At 67.7% G+C, this 21,469-nt stretch carries 17 protein-coding genes; 4 read left to right on the plus strand and 13 right to left on the minus strand.

The annotated features are described in order from the left end of the window. The first annotated feature begins 120 nt into the window (after positions 1-120). Both ARGLB_RS21570 and ARGLB_RS21575 read left to right on the plus strand, forming a co-directional pair. The gene (locus ARGLB_RS21570) at positions 121-792 is read left to right on the plus strand and encodes a GntR family transcriptional regulator (RefSeq protein ID WP_003806277.1); all 672 of its coding nucleotides are present in this window, start codon (positions 121-123) and stop codon (positions 790-792) included. Positions 793-955: 163 nt separating this feature from the next. After that, entirely contained in the window at positions 956-1,429 is a 474-nt protein-coding gene (locus tag ARGLB_RS21575) for a hypothetical protein (protein ID WP_003806278.1), read from the plus strand. Positions 1,430-1,442: 13 nt separating this feature from the next. Here the strand turns inward: ARGLB_RS21575 and ARGLB_RS22560 are convergent, their stop codons facing one another. Continuing rightward, positions 1,443-2,921, minus strand: a complete 1,479-nt coding sequence (locus tag ARGLB_RS22560; protein ID WP_083839724.1) for a CBM96 family carbohydrate-binding protein — start codon at positions 2,919-2,921, stop codon at positions 1,443-1,445. Positions 2,922-3,312: 391 nt separating this feature from the next. On the opposite strand from ARGLB_RS22560, the gene ARGLB_RS21585 reads away from it, so the two are divergent. Continuing rightward, a complete protein-coding gene (locus ARGLB_RS21585; RefSeq protein ID WP_003806280.1) occupies positions 3,313-4,095 on the plus strand; it encodes a helix-turn-helix transcriptional regulator in 783 nt (260 codons plus the stop codon). Between the two features lie 110 nt (positions 4,096-4,205). Here ARGLB_RS21585 and ARGLB_RS21590 read toward each other — a convergent pair whose 3' ends face one another. After that, positions 4,206-4,745 carry a hypothetical protein gene (locus ARGLB_RS21590; RefSeq protein ID WP_003806281.1) on the minus strand — a complete coding sequence of 180 codons (540 nt, stop codon included), beginning with the start codon at positions 4,743-4,745 and terminating at the stop codon, positions 4,206-4,208. A 265-nt stretch (positions 4,746-5,010) separates the two neighbouring features. Between ARGLB_RS21590 and ARGLB_RS21595 the strand changes: the two genes are divergently transcribed. Further along, entirely contained in the window at positions 5,011-6,078 is a 1,068-nt protein-coding gene (locus ARGLB_RS21595) for a quercetin 2,3-dioxygenase (RefSeq protein WP_003806283.1), read from the plus strand. Positions 6,079-6,239: 161 nt separating this feature from the next. Here ARGLB_RS21595 and ARGLB_RS21600 read toward each other — a convergent pair whose 3' ends face one another. From ARGLB_RS21600 to ARGLB_RS21650, 11 genes are all read right to left on the minus strand, one after another. Next, positions 6,240-7,478, minus strand: a complete 1,239-nt coding sequence (locus ARGLB_RS21600) for a DUF3500 domain-containing protein (protein WP_003806284.1) — start codon at positions 7,476-7,478, stop codon at positions 6,240-6,242. Next, on the minus strand, positions 7,456-9,189 hold the full coding sequence (locus ARGLB_RS21605; RefSeq protein WP_050934451.1) for an FAD-dependent monooxygenase: 1,734 nt from the start codon (positions 9,187-9,189) through the stop codon (positions 7,456-7,458). The genes ARGLB_RS21600 and ARGLB_RS21605 overlap by 23 nt, the downstream gene beginning before the upstream one ends. Then, on the minus strand, positions 9,189-10,079 hold the full coding sequence (locus ARGLB_RS21610) for a fumarylacetoacetate hydrolase family protein (protein ID WP_003806286.1): 891 nt from the start codon (positions 10,077-10,079) through the stop codon (positions 9,189-9,191). The genes ARGLB_RS21605 and ARGLB_RS21610 overlap by 1 nt, the downstream gene beginning before the upstream one ends. 92 nt (positions 10,080-10,171) lie before the next feature. Continuing rightward, positions 10,172-11,020 (minus strand): alpha/beta hydrolase, encoded by an 849-nt coding sequence (locus ARGLB_RS21615; protein WP_245531591.1) that lies wholly within the window; start codon positions 11,018-11,020, stop codon positions 10,172-10,174. Between the two features lie 125 nt (positions 11,021-11,145). Then, positions 11,146-12,156, minus strand: a complete 1,011-nt coding sequence (locus tag ARGLB_RS21620; protein ID WP_003806288.1) for an alpha/beta hydrolase fold domain-containing protein — start codon at positions 12,154-12,156, stop codon at positions 11,146-11,148. Further along, positions 12,153-14,819: an alpha-L-rhamnosidase gene (locus ARGLB_RS21625; protein WP_245531592.1), complete on the minus strand. Its 2,667-nt coding sequence runs from the start codon at positions 14,817-14,819 to the stop codon at positions 12,153-12,155. Before ARGLB_RS21625 ends, ARGLB_RS21620 begins: the two co-directional genes overlap by 4 nt. Then, positions 14,816-15,793, minus strand: coding sequence for an alpha/beta hydrolase (locus ARGLB_RS21630; RefSeq protein ID WP_003806290.1), 978 nt, complete (start codon positions 15,791-15,793; stop codon positions 14,816-14,818). The genes ARGLB_RS21625 and ARGLB_RS21630 overlap by 4 nt, the downstream gene beginning before the upstream one ends. Before the next feature lie 39 nt (positions 15,794-15,832). Beyond that, positions 15,833-16,840 carry an oligopeptide/dipeptide ABC transporter ATP-binding protein gene (locus ARGLB_RS21635; protein WP_003806293.1) on the minus strand — a complete coding sequence of 336 codons (1,008 nt, stop codon included), beginning with the start codon at positions 16,838-16,840 and terminating at the stop codon, positions 15,833-15,835. Next, positions 16,837-18,840 carry a dipeptide/oligopeptide/nickel ABC transporter permease/ATP-binding protein gene (locus tag ARGLB_RS21640; protein ID WP_003806294.1) on the minus strand — a complete coding sequence of 668 codons (2,004 nt, stop codon included), beginning with the start codon at positions 18,838-18,840 and terminating at the stop codon, positions 16,837-16,839. The genes ARGLB_RS21635 and ARGLB_RS21640 overlap by 4 nt, the downstream gene beginning before the upstream one ends. Then, positions 18,837-19,790 carry an ABC transporter permease gene (locus tag ARGLB_RS21645; RefSeq protein WP_003806295.1) on the minus strand — a complete coding sequence of 318 codons (954 nt, stop codon included), beginning with the start codon at positions 19,788-19,790 and terminating at the stop codon, positions 18,837-18,839. The genes ARGLB_RS21640 and ARGLB_RS21645 overlap by 4 nt, the downstream gene beginning before the upstream one ends. An 83-nt stretch (positions 19,791-19,873) precedes the next feature. Further along, entirely contained in the window at positions 19,874-21,430 is a 1,557-nt protein-coding gene (locus ARGLB_RS21650) for an ABC transporter substrate-binding protein (RefSeq protein ID WP_003806296.1), read from the minus strand. Positions 21,431-21,469: the final 39 nt, after the last annotated feature.

Here is a 21,469-nt window from a genome sequence, read left to right on the forward strand (position 1 = left end):
ACTGATATATCAGTGTGAGGTCAATGGTATGATTGAGCTCACAACATAGTCAATAGCAGGAAGCAAAATGGCACTTCGCTTCCGCCTGAAGCCCTTGAAAGCAAGGAACGGAGCCTCGCTGTGAATGCTCTTCCCGCCATGCCACCCGCCGAGGACGAAGCGCTGTCCCAGGCCGAGGCTGCCTACCGGCAGCTCCGCGACAAGCTGATCATGCTGGACATCCGCCCGGGTGAGCCCATCAATGACGGCCAGCTGGCGACTGAACTGGGCTTCGGGCGCACGCCCGTCCGTGAAGCCATCAAGCGGCTGGAGGTGGACCACTTGGTGGTGTCCTACCCCCGCCGGGGAACATTCGCCACCACCGTGGACTTCACGGAACTCGCCGACGTCTCGGAAATCCGGGAACTTCTTGAGCCGCTCGCGGCGCGCCGGGCTGCCAAGCGGGCCAACACCGCCATGCGCGAGGAGCTGCTGGACGTCGCCAAGGCCATCTCGGAGCTGGCGCCCACCCCCGCCCAGTCGCGGGAGCTCATGCGCTACGACCTCACGGTGCACCGCCTGATCTACCGTGCCGCGGCCAACCCGCACCTCGAGGACACCCTGATCCGCTACGACAACCTCGCCACGCGCATCTGGTGCCTGGTCCTGGACAAGGTCCCGTCGGTGAGCGGCCACATCAGCGAGCATGTGGACCTGCTCAAGGCCGTGGCCGAGGGTGACGCGGACAAGGCGGGCGAGCTCGCACTGCACCACGTCACGAGCTTCGAGGAAACCATCCGCAAGGTGCTGTGAACCGCGGCGTCGGATCGCCGCAGGCCTTGTTGGCGGACAGAGCGCTTGTTGACGGTCACGGCGGCGGCTATTCTGCCAGAAACGTCCGCCGCCAATGAGGGTGACCGCAGGGCCAGGTACCTGCCACTTCCAGGCCTGACCAGCGTTTCGAAAGAGGCACGCCGTGTCCGTTTCACCGCCCCCTCCAGCCGCGTCCCGGCGTCGTCTGCTCTTTATCCTCCTTGCCGCCGTGGTGGTGGTCCTGGTGGGTGTGGCCATCGCCGTTTCTGCGCAGGCACCCCGGACGGACCGGCAGGCCGCCACCACTCCCCCTTCCCCTTCATCTGCGGCCGCCGCCACCGACGCGCCGGGCTCCGCGTCGCCGGCCTCCGCTTCCCCTACGGAGGAAGCAGCGAAACCGGCGGCCGCGGAGCTCCTGGACCAGGCCAACACGGTCTGCGAAATGCGCGTGACGGAGAAGTACCCCACCGCTGAGGTCCAGCCCGGAACAAAGTCCAACGCCGGGGCGAAGAGCGGCACCTTTGAGACCACCGGCTCATACACTGACCCGACGGCCGGCAAACCCGCGCCCACGGCATTCCGGTGCTCCTCTGTCAATGCCAGCGGCAGCTGGACCGTGAACCTGGACCGGGGCTAGGCCTGGAGCGGGGCTAGAGGTTCAGCGGCGGCCGGAGGCTCGGCGCTGTCCTGGCATTCAGCAGGAGGTTGGTGATGCCCAGCATTTCCTCCGTGGCCCTCAGCAGCGAGTAGTGGCTGTAGGCGCCGGTAACGACAGTCCCCGGAATGATGGATGGTGCCACCACGAAGTTAGGGATGGGCGTGTCCTCGTCATACAGGACCACGACGGCGGTACGTCCCGCCTGGTAGCTCTGGCTCGCCAGGATTACCGGCAGCCACCTTGAAAGCCACGTGTCGCCGGTGGAGATGCTGCAGTCGTGCGTGTCATTGCAGACGTTCGGGGTAATCAGCGAGAAGCTGGGAAGCGTATTGTTCGTCAGGTCGTTGAACAGGTTCCCGGACGTCGTGGTCCCGAGCGGGACGTTGTTCGTGGCGCAGGCGGCCCTGTCGCCCGTCCCTTGGTAATACGCCTCCGGATTATGCCGCACCGCGTAAAGACCGGAATTGGTCAGCCTGCAGTTGGACGGCATGTCTTCCTGGTAACTCTTCTGGGTCAGTCCGCGTGCCCGGACCTGGCGGAAGAGATTATCCGCGGTGATGGGCGGGAGGCTCCCCGGGCTATTGTCTGTCGACACACCCTGCGTGCTTCCCGATGTCATCGCCAGGTAGCTGGGCAACGAGGGGAACTGGGACCCGGCGTCGCTCCAGTTGGTCAGGCTGGCGCACTTTTGGGCCATCTGCGTCATATAGGGTGCGCTTGGGCTGCCGATGACCTGGGAGTACCTCTTGTTCTCGTAAATGATCCAGACAACGTGGTCGTAGGTCGCCGGCGGTGCGGCCGCTGTCCCGCAGGGATTGGTTCCCGGCGGGGGTGGCGGGGGCGGCGGAGGCGTGGAGCCGGTGGTAAGGACGAGCTGCGGCCGGCGGGTGGCGTCACTGAATTCCCTTGAGTTGTAGATGGCTCCGTCGGAGTTCGTGCTGCTGATGCGCAAGGAGTACGTGCCGTCGGCCTTGATGAGGCTGAAGACATCCACTTCAACCCAGCTTCCGGCGCTGACAGCTCCCAGCGATGCGATGTTCGTGCTGCTGGCGGCAGGGGCGTTTGACCAGGTCACAGATCCTTCGGCCCAGCTGTTGTCTGGCACGTGCCGGAACTGGCCGCCAACCGGCGAGGGGTCCGCCACGAAGAGCCGCAGCTTGGCGGCCGTGACCGTGCCGCCGGTACCTGTGACAACGAATTTCAGGAACGACATCTCCACGGGACTGTTGTCAGCCTTTAAGCCGGTTGCCGTGCCGTAATTGGTTCCGGGTGTGGCACTTTTCACGACCGCGTCGGCCGATGGCCCAAGGGTAATTGTGGCGGCCCGCGCAGGAACAGCAGTCAGAGAAAATGTGGCCGTAAGCAACAATGCTACAGCCACGGAAAATGGTCGAAGATGCGCATTCTTCGACCAGTGATGATTATCAGGCAGATTACCCCGTGGAACCACAGAGCTTAATTGGAGTTTCATGAGAAAATTCCCATCTTGGCGTAAGCATTCTCCATGTGCGCAGTCAGAACAGCGGCGGCCCGCTCCACCTTCAGCAGGCTGACTGCGGGATGAACAATGGCTCTGACTGTGAAATGGCGTTTCGATGTCACCCTGGGGCTGGCCAGGAACCTCGACGGCGAGGGCTTCCACATCCTTGATTGACTGGACGGAGCGGTGCCTTTTGCCGGTGGCCTCATTATAGGAAGCCCTATAAATGGAGGGATGTACGCACTCTTGCGTATGGGCCTTTATGAGGTTTGCACTTGCGGCAACCAGTCAGCAAGTTTTGCAAAGCAATTATCAGAAATTGTCATCCAACCATTCGCTGTAGAACTGCCGAGGCCTGCTCTTAATTGGTTAGAATTCTCGGATGGCGCACAATGAGGCGTTATATCGGGACTGGCTGGAATTTGTCGGCGAGTTCCTGCAGCACCCATTTGCGGCCCACCCCAGTCCGGAAGAGGACATCTCGAAGCGGCTCGCAGCGTCGTTCAACGCTGCCTGCTGCAGCCGCAGCAGCGTCGGGCCGGACTGGGTAGACCATATGGAAGGCTGCTGGCCCGGCGATTATCTTCCCAAGCTGCCGCCCGGCCCGCGCATTCCTGATGCCACCTGGCAGCCGCTGCTGCGCTGGTACGCCGTATCCGGACTTTCCGGTCCCCAGTCGCTGGCCCGGGTCCCCAGCCAAGTGGCGGATTGGCGCATGCAATCCGCATGGCAGGATCTGGTCAAGCCGATGGGAATCAACTACCAGCTGGCCATCCCTCTGCTTCTGGATGGACCCGTTCACCGCGCTTACCTGCTGGCGAGACCTGACCGCGAGTTCAACGAGGACGAGCTCACCCTGGCCATGGCCCTTCAACCGATGCTGACAGGCCTGTACCGGCAACTTTCCTGGGCCTCGGAGGACAAGGCAGCAGACCGGCCCGGACTGACCCAGCGGGAGCTCGCCGTCCTGGAGCTGCTCGGCCAGGGGCTGACCGCCACATCCCTGGGCCATCACTTCAACATCTCGCCGCGGACGGCCCAAAAGCACCTCGAACACATCTACCGCAAGCTTGACGTGGGCGACCGCCTGATGGCCGTTCAAAAAGCCGCCCGGTTGGGTCTGCTGGGCCAGCCGTTGGTAGTGGTACCAAATGGCAGGATCTGAGGACGCGTCGCAGTGGGGCAACGGGATGTGAGGAACCGTTTGCGGGGAACGGGGAATCCCCCGGGACCGTCCCGGGGGATTCCTTGTTCTTGCGTGAATTCAGGTGGCTTCTAGCGGCCGCCGCCTCCGATCACGCCTTTCTCGACGGCCTTCGTGACGGCGTCGGCTTCGGCCTGGGTCAGGGTGCCGTCCTTGACCGCAGTGTCGAGCTTGGTCTTCAGCGCTGCGGCCCGTTCTGCCTGGGCAGCGGCGCGGATTTCCGTCAGGGCTGCGGTGACCTTCGATTCGTCGACTCCGAGTGCCGTCGCCAAGGACTTGGCCATCGCCGCATCCTGGGCTGTGCGGTCAGGCTTGGTGCCCTCGGTAGGCGCCGTCGTGGGCTTGTTGGCCTCGCGGAACGCCTGGATTGCCTCGGTCACCTTCGCTTCGTCAACGCCCAGCTTGGTGGCAAGGTCTGCCGCGATCTGGCCGCGGTCGCCCTTGTGGCCCCGGAAACCGTCGGTCGATGCGCTGCTGTCCGTGGATGCGCTCGATGATGCGCTGGGGCTCGGGGTGGTGGCGGCTGAGGCCATTCCGGTAACCCCCAGGCCTGCGCCCAGCGCCAGGGCGCCAGCGGTGATGCCGAGGGTGATTCTCTTGCTTCGTGACATGGTGTCTCCTTGATCGGCCGTGCGGTACGGCATTGAACGGAAGGGCATCTGTCGTAGCCCCTCACTCAAAGATCCGGCAGCAGCTTAGGGCACCGCTGTTCGGAAACTGTCAGGAGGCTGTGAACCCTGAAAGCCGTGATCCCGAAAACTGTGAACCCGCCCCCGAACTTTTCAACCAATGAAATCCGCGCATACTTCGACCACCTGATCCGCCAAGCTTGTCCAAACGACGTCCCCGCGGCGATGCCGAAGAAAGAAGGAAGCAATGACCCTCAGCGTGGAGGAAATGAACAAGCAGCTGCCGGTTGCCAATGCGTTGCCCGGCGAGGCCGTGCCCTACTACATGGCCTCCGGCGAGGGTGCCCGCTACGAGATCGACGGGCAGCTGGTTACCGTGATCGCCCGCGCCGCGGACACCGGCGGCATCTTCAGCGCCGCCTACATCTCCGGCGGCATGGGGGCAGAATCCCCCTTCGTCACCCACAGGATCGAGCACAAGACCCTCTACGTGTTTGACGGCATCCTCCATGTCTGGCTCCCCGGCGAGAGCCGCATCCTGACGCCGGGCGATTCCGTGGTGATTCCGCCGGGAACGCCGCACGCCTACCGGATGGCCAGCCACTACACGCGCTTCCTGAACTGGATGACGCCCGGCGGGGCCGAGGCCTACTACGAGCGTGTCGGCACGCCCATCGATTCGCATGTCCCGCCCGTGCACGCCGGCCGCAAGCCGAGCCTCCGGGAGCAGGCGGAAGTCGGCGCCGAATTCGGCATCTCCTTTCCGGACGTCGAGCGCGTGGCACCGAGCCTGCAGCAGAATGCCGGGCGGCCTGCCACGCAGACTCCCTACTTCCTCAGTGCCGGCGAAGGGGAACGCATGGTCAGCTACCAGACCATGTTCACGTACCTCTCCCGGCCGGAAAACACGGGTTCGAACTACTTTGCCGTCCACACCAAGGGCGCCAAATCCCCGTACATCCCGCTGCACTTCCACTCCGAGCACACAGAAAACTTCCTCTGCACGGAAGGCCGCATGTGGCTCTACGCCAACGGCCGGGAGGTGCTGCTCACCAAGGGCGACTTCCTGCACGCCCCGGCGGGCACCGTCCACTCCTTCGCGCTCGACTCCCACAACACGCAGATGCTCGGGTTCCTGACGCCGTCGGTCTTCAACGGCTTCTTTGAATACTTCAACCAACCCACCGACGACTACATGTACACGGAGGGCGGTGAGCCCTACATGGACATGGAGGGCTTCGGTCGCGCCCAGGCCGAGATGGACCTCACCGTCGTCGGCCCGCCGCCCCAGCGCCGCGCGGCCCTGGACATCTAGTCAGGAAGCTATCTAGGGCGCCGAGCCAGCAAGAAGGCCCGGACTCTCACGGAGTCCGGGCCTTCTTGGTGTTGATATAACCATCAATTGCTCCGTAGCTGCCCTTTTGGACCGTGAAAAGGGCAGCTACGGAGCAATCGACGGGGGTTTCAGTGGGGGTTTCAGCCCTTCGCCGCCTGCCGCACCAGCGCACGCCCGTAGTCGTTGCCGTTGGGGGTGCGGAGCACGGTGTGCATGTGGAACGGGGCCGGGGTGTCGTTGTTGAGGAACACGCCGGTGTGGTGGTCCAGTTCCATGACCACCACGGGGCTCTGGATCCGGAAGTAGAAGGCGTCCTCACCCTGCCAGCCGCCGATCCAGGAGAACCGGGTTTCGCCGTAGTGCTCCCGGATCTCCCGCATCCGCGCGGCGCGGGGCCCTGCAGGAAGGCAGGCGACGAAGTCCTCCACGAGCCGGTCCAGCAGCGCCAGTGATTCAGGCGGCAGGGAGCCGGCCAGGATGCCCTCGTAGGGGATCACCCGGTTGTCCTGGAAGCAGCCCGCCAGATGGCGTTCGTCGCCGGGATGCAGCCGGCCCTCGGGCATCGCCGGGTCCACCATCTCCGCGAAGGTAAGCGCCTCCCCACGCAGGGACTCAGGCAGCGACGCCATCAGGTCACGGGCCAGGCTGATGCGCTCCTTGAACACCTTCACGCCCTGGTGCGGGCCGGCGTCAATGACGTCCGGCTCGGCACCAAGGAACATCGGCGACAGGACCAGCTGGGTTCCGGCCACCAGGCAGTTGAGCGCCAGGTGATGGCCGAACAGCTGCCAGCCCCACGGCTCCGTTTCCGACGGTTCCCCGTAGAGGGCGAAGTTGTAGCTGTATTCGTTCATGAGCTCCGGCAGTTCCACCAGCTCGCCGAGGAAGCCGTTGATGCGCATCAGGTTCCGCGCCAGCGCGTACCCTTCCGGACTCAGGCTGGCCTCCACGACGGCGAGCGCTGCATCGCGCACGGCCGGGTCCAGGTCCTCGAGGCGCAGCCCGGTATCGTGCTGCATGAATTCCGGGTTCGCCCAGCTCTGCCATTCGTGGGCATCCACGGCGTAGCTCAGTCGGTCGCGCTGTTCCGCCGAGGCGGTGGCGAGCAGCTTGTCTGCCGCGGCGGCCATCTCCGCCGTCGGCGCTTCTTCCCCGGGCCGCGCCTCGGCGAGGCTGAACAGCCCGGGGCGGATGACGCCGTCGTTCGTTACACCGACGAACGGCTCCGGGTACAGCTTCTGCCAGCCCTCGATCATGGGGCCGGCAAAGGAGTCGGTCTTGGCCTCCTCGGCATAGGAGCGCGCGTCCAGTCCGCGCAGCCGCGCCACGCGCGGGTGGTCAGGCGCGTACAGGTAATCACGAAACGACGGCGCCGGCATTGGTGCCCTCCTTCAGTTGGTCGAGTGGGTGGGCGGCGCCCCAGCCGGCCGCGACGGCCAGGGCTGCGGCGGCTGCCTGCGCGGAGGACCCGCGCCAGGCAACGTGCTGGTCCGGACGGACGAGGACGGCATCGGCCGCCCACAGTTCCGCCATTGGCGTCCCGTTGTCGGAAGGCCCGACGGCGGCGACGGTCACCGGGATGCCGTGCCCGGCACCCGCAGCGAGGACTTCCGCGTACGCGGTTTCCGCCGCGTTGCCGGCGAGTGCCTCGCTGTCCACGAGCAGCGAAAATCCAGGCCCGAGGACGTCGTAGAGGGAGGTGCCGCCCTCCAGCCAGGCGTGCGGCACCAGGGCGCCGGGGCTGGCCGAGGGGACGTAGCGGATCGGGTCCTCGGCCGGTACCGGTGCGCCGTCGGGGACCACCAGCGGGGACTCGGCGTAGCTGTACCCGAGGACCAGGCCCAGCGAATCGAACTCGCTTTGCTTCACCGCAAGCGCGTCGTGGGCACCGGCCCGTGCGGCCTCACCTGCAACCCCGGCCGCCGTCAGGGCGGGGTCGGCGAAGTGGTAGGCGAGGGCCTTGCCGTTGGCCGCGGCGTCGCGGATGGTCCGGTCTGCAACGGGCCGGCGCTCCAGCCCGTAGCTCTCCAGCAGCCGCGGCCCCGCCCAGCCCTCGAAGGCGGCCGCGATTTTCCAGGCCAGGTTGGCGGCGTCGCCGATGCACGTGTTGAAGCCGTGGCCGCCCCACGGCGGGTTCTGGTGGGCCGCGTCCCCCACCAGGAAGACGCTGTCCGTGGCATAGGACGGCGCAAGGAGCATGCGGGCAGTCCAGGGATCCGTTGCGATCACCTCAACGTCAACGTCCGCCCCCACGAGGGAGCGCACCAGGGCGGCCGGATCCAGGTCCGGTGCTCCGCCGACGTCGTGGCTGGCGACGCCCTGGATGATGGCCCACCAGGTCTCGTCCAGGTCCATCCGTCCCACCATGCCCGCCGCGCCGGGCCCCAGCACCCAGTACTGCACGGCGGGGTCCAGTGTGATGGTGGCGGCGAGGTCGCGGGAGCGGAAGAGGATGCTGATGTTGGACAGGGAAGCTGACTCCCCCTCAAGCCGGAGGCCCAGGCCGCGGCGGACCGTGGAGGAGCCGCCGTCGGCCCCGGCCAGGAAGGCGCAGTCGACGGCGGTGCGGCGCCCGGAGTCGTCGGCAACGGTCACGCGCTGCCCGCCGTCGGGGAGGGCCTCGAAGCTGTCCACCCGCAGCCCCGTCAGGAGGGTGGCGTGGGCCGACCCCGCCACGGCTTCCCGGAGCACAGCCTCCAGGACCGGCTGCGGCACCTGCTGGCCGCACTCGGGCTGCGGTCCGTAGCGGCCGGCCTCGAGCTGGAACGCGTTGGGGAAGCGCCTGATCTCGGAGCCGGTCAGGGCTGAACAGAAGATGACGTCCTGGGCGAAGCCGACCGGCAGCGGCGCCGCGTTCCGGAGCGCATCGGCGAGGCCGAGCCTCCGCAGGTGCGTCATGGTGCGGGCGTTGGTGGTCTTGGCGCGCGGCCTGTCCGGGTCGATCAGGGTCCGGGGCTCAATGACCGTGCTGCGGATGCCCCGGCTGGCCAGGTCCAGGGCGAGGAACAGGCCGCTGGGACCGCCCCCGGAAATCAGGACCGGCGTTGCGGCGGGCACATCCTGGAGCCCGGCGTAGTTGACGGCGGTCATCAGGCCCTCGCCCGGAGGGACGGTTCGCCGACGGGAGTGACCAGGGTGCCCAGCCGCTCGATCTCGACCTCGACGGTGTCCCCCGGCTGCAGCAGCCACTGCGGTGAGCGTGCGTACCCGACGCCCTCGGGGGTGCCGGTGGCGATCACGTCGCCGGGATGGAGCGTGAACGTCTGGCTGATCAGCGAGATGATGGCCGGCACGGAGAAGATCATGTCCCGGGTGTTGCCGTGCTGGACCTCGGTGCCGTTGACGCGGGTCCTGAGCTCGAGGCCGTCGCGCAGGTCGCCCACTTCGTCCCGGCTGACCAGTGGTCCCAGCGGGCCGGTGAAGTCCCCGTTCTTGCCCAGGGTCCACTGCGACGTGAGCTTCTGGGCGCGCCGGGCGGTGATGTCGTTGAACGTGGAGTAGCCGAAGATGGCCTCTGCCGCCTGGTCCTCGGTCACGGATTCCGCGCGCCTGCCGATGTAGGCGGCCACCTCGCCCTCCCAGTCCAGGCCGGCCTCGCCGCCAGGCACCGGGACGGGGACGTGGCCCACCGAAAGGGAAGCCGTCCAGCGCCCAAACAGCGTGGGGTAGGCAGGCAGCTCCTGGTCCTTGTAGCTGCCTTCCGCCGCGTGCGCCTTGTAGTTAAGCCCCACGCAGATAACCCGGGCGGACGCCGGAACCAGCGGAACTTCAGCGACGGTGCCGCGCTCGACCGAACCCTGCTCGATTGGAACTGAACCGGCGCCCGCAACGAGCGACTGCGCCTTCTCCTGCCAGCCGTCGGCATCCGCCCAGAAGTCCGTCACCGGAGCCAGCGGAAATACCCTGACACCGCCGGGACCAGTGCCTGCCAGGGCAGCCGCCCAGGTGTCGCCGTCGTGATTAATGCCTATGTACTGCATGGAGGGCCTTTCAGGTTCGCCCGGGGGCGGTGTCGGTTCAGAGGGCACGGCAAATAAAGCCCAGCCATGCCAGGCGGGATGTTGCGGAAAACTCAGGGAATGCCGGACTGCCGGCGGAAGAAGCCCACGGTGGCGGCCAGTGCCTTCTCCGCCGCGGCGGGGCCGCCGTCGGGAAGGGACCACATGTGGTCCGCCCCGTCGAGGAGGAGAAGTTCGACGTCGGCGCCCGCCTTTTCGAGGACCGCCGCCAGGGTTTCGGATTGGGCGGCGGGGACAAAACGGTCGGCTGTGCCGTGGACCAGAAGGAAGGGCGGGGCGCCGGGACGGACGTAGCTGACCGGGCTCGCGGCTGCCGCCTTCTGCGGCTCCTCCGCCAGGACGGCGCCGATGAGCTGTTCCTCCCGGGAGCCCGGGTCAGTGGCCCGCGCAACGGCGTCGGGCAGGGCCTGCTCGCCCATGCGGTTCAGGTCGGTCGGCGGGTACCAGGCCGCGACCGCCGCGACGGGGCTGTCGCCGCTCATCAGGCCCACCAGGCTCGCCAGGTGGCCGCCGGCTGAGTCGCCCCAGGCATAGATCCGGGTGGGGTCCACGCCGTAGTCGGCTGCGTGGTTCCGCAGCCAGCGGACGGCGGCCTGGGCGTCGTGCAGCTGGGCGGGATAGACGGCTTCCCCGCTCAGCCGGTAGTCCGCCGAGGCGACGACGAAGCCGGCTTCGGCGAGGGCCTCGAACGGGGTGAGCCCGAAGCCGTCCGTGACCGGCCCCAGCGATGACCGTGTTCCGGCCCGCCAGCCGCCGCCATGGAAGTGAACGATTGCCGGCCGGGTCCCGGCGCCGTTTGCGGCCGGCTCCGGCAGGTACAGGTCCAGGAGCAGCGGACGGTCGGCTGGTCCACCCGTGCGGGCGAATTCCACGCCTTTCAGCACGCGGCCTTCCGTCATCATCGACTCCTTTGCTGCCTCTGCCGGTTCCTCTTTGGCCCGGCCTGTCCTCTTGGGGCTTCTGCCTCAAGGGGCCTATCCCTCTAAGACTGTCGGATCAGGAGCAGGGCCTGTACCGGCCATTTCAATCATTGAAACGGCTTTGCCGACTCCAGCTCGGCGGCCAGGAACGACAGGCCCCGCCGCACCAGGCCAAGGGCCGCCGAGTGGTTGAGGTAGCCATGGAACGCCCCTTCCTCCAGCCGGTAACTGGTTTCCACGTCTGCCGCGCGCAGGCCTTCGACGAAGGCCTCGGCAGAGAACCGGAGGTCGTCGTGTTCGCAGGCGAGCACAGCGGACGGCGGCAGTCCCGCCGGGTCGGCGTGCCCGGGCATGGCGTAGGAGGAGGCCATGGCCAGGGGTCCGCCGATGTAGTTCTCCAGCATGTCCCGGCAGTCCTCGTCGGTGAAGCGGAGAAACGGCGGCAAAAGTCCGGCGGAGGACAGGTCATGTGGCGGTGCAGCCGGCAGTTCACCGGGGAGCTCCCCATGCAGGAACGGGTACGCGAGCACGAGTTTTGCCGGCGGCTGCAGGCCCGCATCCATCAGGTACAGTGCCGCCCCCACCGCGAGGTTTCCGCCGACGCTCGCCCCGCCCAGGCAGATCCGGGAGGGGTCCGCGCCGAGTTCCCGGGCGTGCTCCCGGGTCCAGAACCATGCCGCCAGCACGTCCTCGTGCGGAACCGGGAAATGGACGCCGTCGAGGGCCAGGCGGTAGCCGACGCAGACCACCACGCCGCCGCTTCGGGCCGCGACTTCCCGGCCCAGCTGGTCCGATTCGCGCATGTCCAGGTCACCGACCGCAAAATTGCCGCCGTGCATCCAGACCAGGGCGGTGGAACCGCCCTCGCCGGTCCCGCCGTCGGAAGCTGCCGGCGGTCCGTCCTCCGGGCGTGCACCATAGATCCGGACCGGCACCGCGCCGTTGGGTCCTGGTACCTCCAGGTGCCGGACGGCAACGTCCGGCGGGCTGTACGGGAGCAGGCCCCCGCAAAACGCGTCCAGGCGCTCCCGCCCGCCGGGCCGGGTCAGCAGCTCCGGGACCGATTCCACGCCGGCCAGGTGGTGCAGAAGCCCGGCCAGCTCCGGATCCAGGGTCATGGCAGGGCCGACAGTTGCGGGGTGCCCGCGGTCCCCGCAAACACCTCGGGTTCACAGTTGAAGGAGTGCGTCCCGGACCCGACCTCCACGGCCTCCGAGCCGTCCGGCAGGTACACCGAGGCCGTGCAGCCGGCGGGGACCGTGAGGGACAGGGTGAAGCTGCCGGCGCCGTGCTCCCACCGCACCGCCGCCTCGCCATAGGGGGTTTCGTGCCGGGCGGCCGCCCAGGTCAGGCCGCCGCCGGGCAGCGGCCTGACCAGCAGTTTCCGGCTGGCCAGACCCGCGGGGGCAAGACCCGCGACGGTGCGGTGCATCCAGTCGGCCACGGCGCCGAGCGCGTAGTGGTTGAAGGACGTCATGTCGCCGGGGTTGATGGTGCCGTCCGGGAGCATGGAATCCCAGCGTTCCCAGATGGTCGTGGCGCCCATCGTGACCGGATACAGCCAGGACGGGCACTCGGTCTGCAGCAGCAGGCGGTAGGCCGCCTCCACCTGGCCTTCGTCGCTCAGTGCGTCGGTGACCAGCGGTGTCCCCACGAAGCCGGTGGCGATCCGGTAGCCGTCGGCGGCCACGGTTTCGGCCAGCCGTTCCCCTGCTGCCGGGTGCTCCTCAGGTTCGAGCAGCCCGAAGCGCAGGGCCAGCGCGTAGGAGGTCTGCGTGGCAGGTTGTAGCTGTCCGTCGTCGGCGATGTAGTGCTTGCGGAACACGGTGCGCGCCTGGCGGGACAGTTCCCGCAGGCGCAGGGACTCGCTGTCCTCCCCCAGCAGGGCAGCAGCCTGCGACGCGATCGACGCCGAGTACGCCAGGTAGGCCTGCGCCACCAGCTGCCAGGGTGTCCTCGCAGCACCGGGATCGTTCGGCGGCGCGGCCGGGTCCAGCCAGTCACCGAACTGGAAGCCCTGCTCGAAGCGCAGCTCCGGGCCGGCCGCGTCTGCCGCAGCGGCCAGCCACGCGGCCATTCCGGGCAGTTGCCGGCGCAGGAACTCACGATCGCCCGTCTGCTGGTACAGCACCCACGGCACCAGCACGGCGGCGTCGCCCCAGGCGGCCATCACGGGCCGGGTGGGGAACGGCGGTTTGTCGAAGGTCACCTCCGGGACAACCAGCGGCGGCGGCCCGTCCGTTCCCTGCTCGGCGGCCAGGTCCTTCAGCCAGGACGCGGTGAAGCCAGGGATCCTGTAGAGGAAGGACGCGGTGGAGGCAAAGACCTGGAAGTCCCCCGTCCAGCCGAGCCGCTCGTTGCGCTGCGGGCAGTCGGTGGGCACATCCACGAAGTTGCCCCGCATGCCCCACACCACGTTGGCGTGCAGCTGGTTCAGCATGGGCTCGGAGCACTCGAAGAAGCCGGTGCGCTTGAGCTCGGAATGAACGACGACGGCGGTGAAGGCTTCCGGGTCAAGCTCACCGGGCCAGCCGCTCACCTCGACGTAGCGGAAGCCGTGGACAGTGAATTCTGGACTGTACTGCTCCACTGCGCCGGATCCACGCACGCCGGTCCCGCGCAGGATGTAGGTGTCCGTTTGCCGGGCAACGCGGAGCGGGCGCACGCCGAGCTCGCCGTGCTCCAGCACCTCGGCGTGCCGCAGCACCACTTCGGTGCCTGCCTCGCCGCGCACGCGGATCCTGACGTGCCCCACCAGATTCTGGCCGAAGTCCAGGATGGTCTTGCCGGACGGCGTGGTCAGCACTTCCTGGACGGGCAGCTCTTCGGTGGCGCGGACCGGCGGACCGTCCGGTGCCACCAGGAGGGCGGTATTGAAGTCTTCGGCAACCACCGGTTCCAGGCTTCGGGAACCGTGGCCCGCCCAGCCCGCATCCGCCAGCCGTGCGTCGTACGTTTCACCGTTGTACAGGTCGGCGGACAGCACGGGGCCGCGCCCTGCCTGCCACGCTCCGTCGGTGCTGATGACGCTGAGCCGCCCCTGGGCGTCGGTGATTTCCAGCTGGCCGATCACCGCGGTGCGGTATCCGTACTTGTTGCGCTTCTCCTGGAAGCCGAGATTGCCCCGCCACCAGCCGTCAGCGACCTCGAAGCCGATCACGTTGGTGCCCGGCCGCAGGTAGTCCGCGACGTCGTACGTCTGGTAGCGCAGGCGGTGGTGGTAGCTGGTCCAGCCCGGCGCGAGGAGATCCTGTCCCACGCGGCGGCCGTTGATGGAGGCGACGTAGATGCCGTGGGCACTCGCGTACAGGCGGGCTGACGCCACCGCGCCGTCCAGCTCGAAGGTGGTGCTGAGGCGGGACGCGGGCTCGTCGGAGGTGCTGTCCTCGTCCCACGACGGACGGATCATGGAGGCCTGCCAGTCGGCGGCGTTCAGCAGCCCTGCTTCCACCCAGGCGACGGGGCTCCAGTCGGAGGGTCCGCCGTCGTCATTTCCCCAGACCCGGACCCGGGCCGCGACCCGTTCGCGGCTGGCCAGTGGGCGCGCCGGCCAGGGCTGCAGGAGCTGTTCCGCGGAGTCAACGCGCCCGTAGCTGGCCAGGCTGGTGGTGTCCGGGCCGAGTTCGAGTTCGTACGCCGTCTGCACCCAGCCCGGGGCGTCGGTGCGGACCTGCCAGGACAGCCGGGGCCGGTCCTCGCCGATACCGAAGGGCTCCTCGTGGTGTTCGAAGCGGAGGGCGGAAGGGGCGGTCATCGGGGTGGCTCCTGGAGTTGTTGTCATGGCTGGGTCAGTTCCTTCGTGAAGAAGGAAACGGCGGTGGCGAGGATGCGGTCCAGCTGGTCTTCGGCGAAGAAGAAGCAGTGGTCACCGCCTTCGATGGTGACCAGTTCCTGCTCTACGCCGGCGACGGCCAGGGCGTCGGCCAGGAGCTCGCTCTGCGTGAGCGGGACCAGGCCGTCGCTGTCGCCGTGGATCAGCAGGAACGGCGGAGCGTCTGCAGTGACGTAGGCCAATGGGCTGGCGGCGTCCAGCAGGGCCGGATCGTGCGAATTGCCCACCAGCATGGGGCCGGGTTCCAGTGACACGCCGTCGGGGACGGCCGCGAGCAGGGCACCGCTCATGAAACTGGTGGTCGCTTCCATTGGCGGCATCCGGGTCAGTGAGGAGACGCCGTAGAAGTCGACGACGGCGCTCACCGCGCTTGAGTGCCCCGGCGCGCCAAGACCGCCCTCGAGGTCGGCCCGGCCGCCGGTCAGGCCCAGCAGCGCGGCAAGATGGCCGCCGGCGGACTCGCCCCAGGCACCGATGCATTCGGGGTCGATACCCAGAAGTTCAGCGTGGTGCCGGAGATACCGGACGGCGGCCTTGATGTCGTGGAGCTGGGCGGGGAACGGCGCCTCCAGCGCGTGCCGGTAGTCCACCGTGGCGCACGCGATTCCTGCCTCGTTCAGGAGCCGGAACACCGAGTCTGGCTGGAACGTCGGCGGCAGTTCGCGGCGGTCTCCGAGCTGGAAGGCACCGCCATGGATCCACACCACCACCGGGACCGGGCCGCCGTCGGGGTTGCGCGGGAGCCAGATGTCCATGGAGAGCCGGCGGAAGCCGACGGCGATCGCATAGTTGAGTTCGCGGTGCACCCGCGAGTGCTCGGAGACTTCCTCGGGCGTGCCCGGTGTTTGGAAGGCGGGAAACGGCGGCGGGGTGGGGAGGCGGCGGGCAATTGCTTCGTCAGGCATCACTGTTTCCGGGGTCACTCGGCGCTCCTTGAAGTTTGTGGTTGGGGTCAATGTGGTTCAGGCGTAGTGGCAGGCGACGCCGGACTGGCCGACTGAGCGCAGGGCGGGGCGTTCGGTGGTGCACAGGTCGGTGGCCAGCGGGCAGCGCTGGCTGAACGGGCAGCCGCCTGCCGAGGCGGCCACGGCGGCGGCCGTCCGGACGCCCAGCGACTCGCGCAGCTTCCTCCGCTCGGCCTGCTCCGCCGGACGGGGCACCGGTGATGCGGCCACGAGGGCCTGGGTAAAGGGATGTTTCGGGGACTCCGTGACCGCCGCGGCCGGTCCTGTTTCCATGATCTGGCCGCGGTAGAGCACCACCACCCGCTGGGCGAGGAACTGGACCACGGAGATGTCGTGGGCGATGAACAGGTAGCTCAGCCCCCGCTCGTCCCGCAGGTCGGCGAGGAGGTTCAGCACCTGGGCCTGGGTGGAGAGGTCCAGGGCGCTTACTGCCTCATCGCACACCACCAGTTTGGGCTCGCAGATCAGGGCCCGTGCCACGGAGATGCGCTGCCGCTGCCCGCCGGAGAACTGGCTGGGGTACCGGTCCACGGCCTCGCGGGGAAGTCCGACCCGTTCCAGCATGTCTTCGGCCCGGCTGCGCGCCTCTGCGGCTGCGACGCCGCGGACCCGCAGCGGCTCGGCCAGCGAGGCACCGATGGTCTTCCGCGGGTTGAGCGAGGAGTTGGGGTCCTGAAAGACGGCGCGCAGTTCCCCGCCGAGTTCCTGTCGCCGGGAAGAGTTGGCGTGGGTGATGTCGCTGCCCTGGAAGCTGACTGAGCCGCCGGATACTTTCTGCAGCCCCAGGATCGCCTTGCCGATGGTGGACTTTCCGGAGCCGGACTCCCCCACCAGGCCGACGGTTTCGCCGGGCCGGATGGTGAAGTTTACGCCGTCGACGGCGGCCGGCGCCGAGGCCGCCTTGCGGCCGTGGCCGTAGCGGACCACCAGGTCCTTGACCTCGAGCATGGCCGGGGCGGACAGGGCTGCTTCGGCGTCTTCGAGTTCCACAGTGTCGATGCTCATGCCATGTCCTTTTCAACGATCTCGAGTACGCGGTGGGTGGGGACCTCGGTGGCAAGCCAGCCAAGGCCCTCGACAGCCAGCTCGTCGGCTTTGACGCAGCGCACCTCGCCGTCCTCCGAGCCGGAGGGGAGCAGCGGAACGGGGACGGCGCAGGCTGAGCCGGCGAACTGGCAGCGGGCGGCGAAGCGGCAGCCGGCGGGCCAGTCCTTGGGCTGCGGCACCTGGCCCTTGATGGTGGCCAGCCGCTCCGGCATGTCGTGGGCGGTGTTGGCGTGCGGGTCGGCGGCAAGCAGCGCGAGCGTGTACGGGTGCCGGGGGTTGTCCAGGATGCTCGCGGTCCGGCCGCCTTCCACCACCTGGCCGGCGTACATGACGGCCACGTTGTCGCAGATGTCCGCCACGACGCCGAGGTCGTGCGTCACCATGACGACGGACATGCCGGTGTCCTTCACCAGCGAGCGCAGCAGCGAAAGGATTTCGGCCTGGACCGTGACATCGAGGGCGGTGGTGGGTTCGTCGGCCACCAGCAGCCGCGGCTTGCCGGAGAGGGCCAGGGCAATGGCCACGCGCTGGGCCATGCCGCCGGAGATCTGGTGCGGGTAGGACTTCAGGATGCGCTGGGCATCAACAATGCCCACCTTTTCCAGCAGGCTCAGCGCCGCGGCACGTGCTTCTGCCTTGCCGGCTTTCCGCAGCCGGCGGATGGCGGCGGTCAGTTGGTAGCCCACCGTGAACATGGGGTCGAGGGCACGCATGGGTTCCTGCGAGATCAGTGCGATGTCCCGCCCCCGGATGCCTTCCAGGTCCTTCTCCGTAGCCGAGGCCAGGTTCTTTCCGTTCCAGAGGATCTGTCCGCCGGTGACCGAAACGCCGGACGGCAGCAGCCCGAGCAGGGAAACGGCGGTCATGGTCTTGCCGCAGCCGGACTCCCCCACGAGGCCAAGCACGGTGCCCGGTGCGACGTCGAAGGTGACGTCCGTGACCAGCGGAGTGCCGCCGTCGACCCCTACCGAGAGGCCGCGGACGCTGAGCTGGCCGGCGGCGGGAGCATTTTCCACGGCAGGCGCGGCCGCTGCTGCTGCTGCCGCATCGGCCGCGCGCTTGCGGCGGATGGCAGCGGAGGGCAGGTGGGATGCGGCTGCGTTGGGCGACTTGCCGAGGGCGTTGCCGATGGCATTGGCCGACAGGACAGTGAGGGCGAGCACGGCGCCGCTGGGGACCATGAGCCAGGGGGCGTCATAGACGTGCTGGGAGGCACTCTGGATCATCCCGCCCCAGCTCGGCTGGGGAATGGGCGGGCCGAAACCAATGAAGGCCAGTCCCGCCTGGATGAGCATGCCGACGGCAAAGATGAGCGCCGACTGCACCACCACGGTGTTCATCAGGCCCGGAAGCACGTGGCGGACGCTGATTCCCAGTGTCCCGACGCCGTCGACCTTGGCCGCGTCGACGTAGAGCTGGGACTGGAGCGACTTCGCCTGGCCCAGCATCACGCGGTAGATGCCGGCCGAGATGAGAATGCCCAGGATGGCCATGATCAGCGGAATGTTGGTCCCCACCGCTCCAATGACCGCCAGGATGATGACCGTTCCGGGCAGCGACATCATGATTTCGGTGACGCGGCTGATGATCCCTTCCGCCCGGTCACTGGCCGCGGCCGTCATGGCCAGGATGGTCCCGAGCCCGACGCCGACAATCACCGTGATGAGCGACGTTCCCAGCGTCCCGGCTGCTGAGGCGAAAATGCGGCTGAGCAGGTCCCGGCCAAGTTCATCCGCGCCCAGCCAATGGGCGGCACTGGGTCCGGACAGGACCGCCGTGAAGTCCTGGTCCTCGGTTTTGTACGGCAGCCACCAGGGGGCAGTGAGGGATGCGGCCACCAGGGCGGCGAGCCACACAGCACCGGCGAGGCCGCCGGGTGAGGTGAGGAGACGGTGTCCGGAGAACTTCGCCAGGGCTGTCTTCCGCGGGGTGGCTGTGGGTGTGATGGAGGGGATCATGAGGCACGCAACTTCGGGTCAAGGAATTTGGTGGCGAGTTCGAGAAGCAGGTTCACAGCCACCACCACGACGGTGGCGATGACCACCACGCCCTGGACGGCGGGGGCGTCGTGGGTGCTGACGGAGGACTGGACTGCCTGGCCCAGGCCAGGCATGGCGAACAGCTGCTCGGCAATGACGGAGCCGCCGAACAGGCCGATGAACTGCAGGGCGATACCGGCAACGATGGGGAGGCTGGCGTACCGCAGCGCGTGGACGTAGAGGATTTTCCAGGTGGGAGTCGCCGTGGCGCGCAGTGTGCGGATGTGTTCCTGCTGCAGGGCTTCAAGCATGGAGGCCCGGGTCTGGCGGGCGATGAACGCCGCACCGCCGACCGCGAGGGTGATGACGGGCAGGGCGAGGGACAGTGCCCAGTCCTGCGGCGAGACCTCGAAGGGGACGTAGCCGGTGGCCGGGAACACGGAGGACTGGACGGCAAACAGATAGACGAAGATGATGCCGATCCAGAAGGCGGGCAGGGCCACGAGGAGCCCGACGAAACCTCCGATGATCCGGTCCAGCAGCCCGCCGCGCACGGCTGCGGTGACCCCGAGTCCGATCCCGAGAATGGCGCTCAGCACGGTGGCACCGGCAGCAAGGGATGCCGTGACCGGCAGCCGGCTGGCGAGGTCGGCGCTGACGGACCGGCCGTCGATCAGCGAGGTTCCGAAGTTGCCCTGGACGGCCTCGCCCAGCCAGCGGAAGAACTGGAGCGCCAGGGGATCGTTCCAGCCGAGGCGCTGGTTCACGTCGTCGATGGCTTCCTGCGATGCGCCCGCGCCGAGGGACACCGCGCCCGGGCTGCCGGGCATGGCGTGGACCAGCAGGAATGCCAGCACCGCCACCACCAGCACGGTGGCCAGTGCCATCAGCAGGCGCTTGGCGGCGAACATTGCCATGGTGACATCCATTGATCAGGACCTCCGTTGGTCAGGTTTTCTAGTGCCCGGGCCGGACGTCTTCCGCGCGGGAAGGCGTCCGGCCGGGAGGTGGATCAGTTGGCGGGGGCGTAGGAAGAGAGCAGCGGGTACGCATTCGTGCCGGCGAACTTCACCTGCTGGACCTTCTTGGTGTTGAAGCCCTGGTTGGCGAGGGACTCGTAGAGCGGGATCATCCAGCCGGATTCCACCAGGCGGGTGTTCAGCTTGGTCAGCGCGGCCTTCTTGGCGGCGTCGTCCTTCGCGGCGGCTGCCTCGCCCGTGGCGGCACTCAGCTGCTCATCGGTGGCCTTCTGCACGTTGGTGAAGCCGTTGAGGACAACGCCGTACATCAGGCCCACCGGGTTGTCCCAGCCGAGGGAGGCGTAGCCCAGGGGCGTGGTGGCGACTGCGGCGAAGGCTTCGTCGGTGGAGGAGGCCATCTTGATGTTCATCTTGATCCCGACGGCGGCCAGGTCCTTCTGCACGGCCTGCAGGTCGGTCTGGGTTTCGGCGCTGCCAACGATGGTGAATTCGAAGCCGTTGGCATAGCCGGCCTCGGCGAGGAGGCTCTTGGCCTTCTCCGGATCGTAGGCGAACCTGACGTTCAGTTCTTCCGTGTAGCCCGCCGAATCCTTGGGAAGGGCGTTCCATGCCGGGATGTCGCCCTTGTGCAGTGCGTCCACCAGTGACTGGCGGTTGATGGCGTACTGGAACGCCTGGCGGACCTTCTCCTTCGCGAATGCGGGCGAGGTCTTGCCGGTCTTGTCGAAGGAGACCATGGTGTGCAGCGTCCCGCCAATCTGGGAGACGCCCAGGCCCTTGGACTTGGCAAAGTCCACCGTGGGCGAGGTGAGCATGGCGACGTCGGCCTGGCCGGAGACCAGGGCGTTGGCGCGGGCCTGGGGGTCCTGGATGACGCTGAAGGTGACCTTCCTGTAGGGGTACTTGGCGGCGTCCGTGTACTTCTCGTTCTTCGTGAACACGTATTTGTTGCCCTTGACGGTCCCCGTGGTGTCCAGGGTGTAGGGGCCGGATCCGTCCGGGGTGGTGGCAAGGCTGGCGCTCTTGGTGGCAGCCGTCTTGCCGACGATCATGCCCATGGTGCCCGTGAGGTTCTTTTCGAACCCCGGCTGCGCTTTGGCGAACTTGATGGCCACCTTGGTGGGGCTGGCCACGGTCACCGACGTGATCTCCTGGGCGCCGCCCTTGGCAATGGCCGAGTAGGCGCTCAGCGCCGGATCGCTGCGGCGGTCCAGGTTCGCCTTGACCAGTGCCGCATCCAGGGTGGAGCCGTCAGTGAAGGCCACGCCTTCCCTGAGGGTCAGGGTCAGTACCGTGTTGTCCGTGCTGTAGCTGAACTCCTTGGCCAGGCCCGGTCCCACGGAACCGTCCGGCTGCAGGGTCATGAGGTTCTCGTAAAGGCCTTCGAAGAACTGGCGCTGCGCGTCGGCGACCCGCAGCGGATCGAAGCCGAAGGAAGCGCTGTCGCTGTCGATGGCGATGGTGAGCGCGTCCTTGTTGACGGCGGTTGCCGCCTGTGTTCCGCCGCCACAGGCGGTGAGGGAGCTCACCAGGAGCGCCCCGGCCAGGACGGCCGCGCTCCGGCGGGCGGGGGTGGAAAGGAGTTTCATGTGTGCGCCTTTGCATTCTCGATGACGAACGGGAATCAA

The organism is Arthrobacter globiformis NBRC 12137, from assembly GCF_000238915.1.
Classification (GTDB): Bacteria; Actinomycetota; Actinomycetes; order Actinomycetales; family Micrococcaceae; genus Arthrobacter; species Arthrobacter globiformis.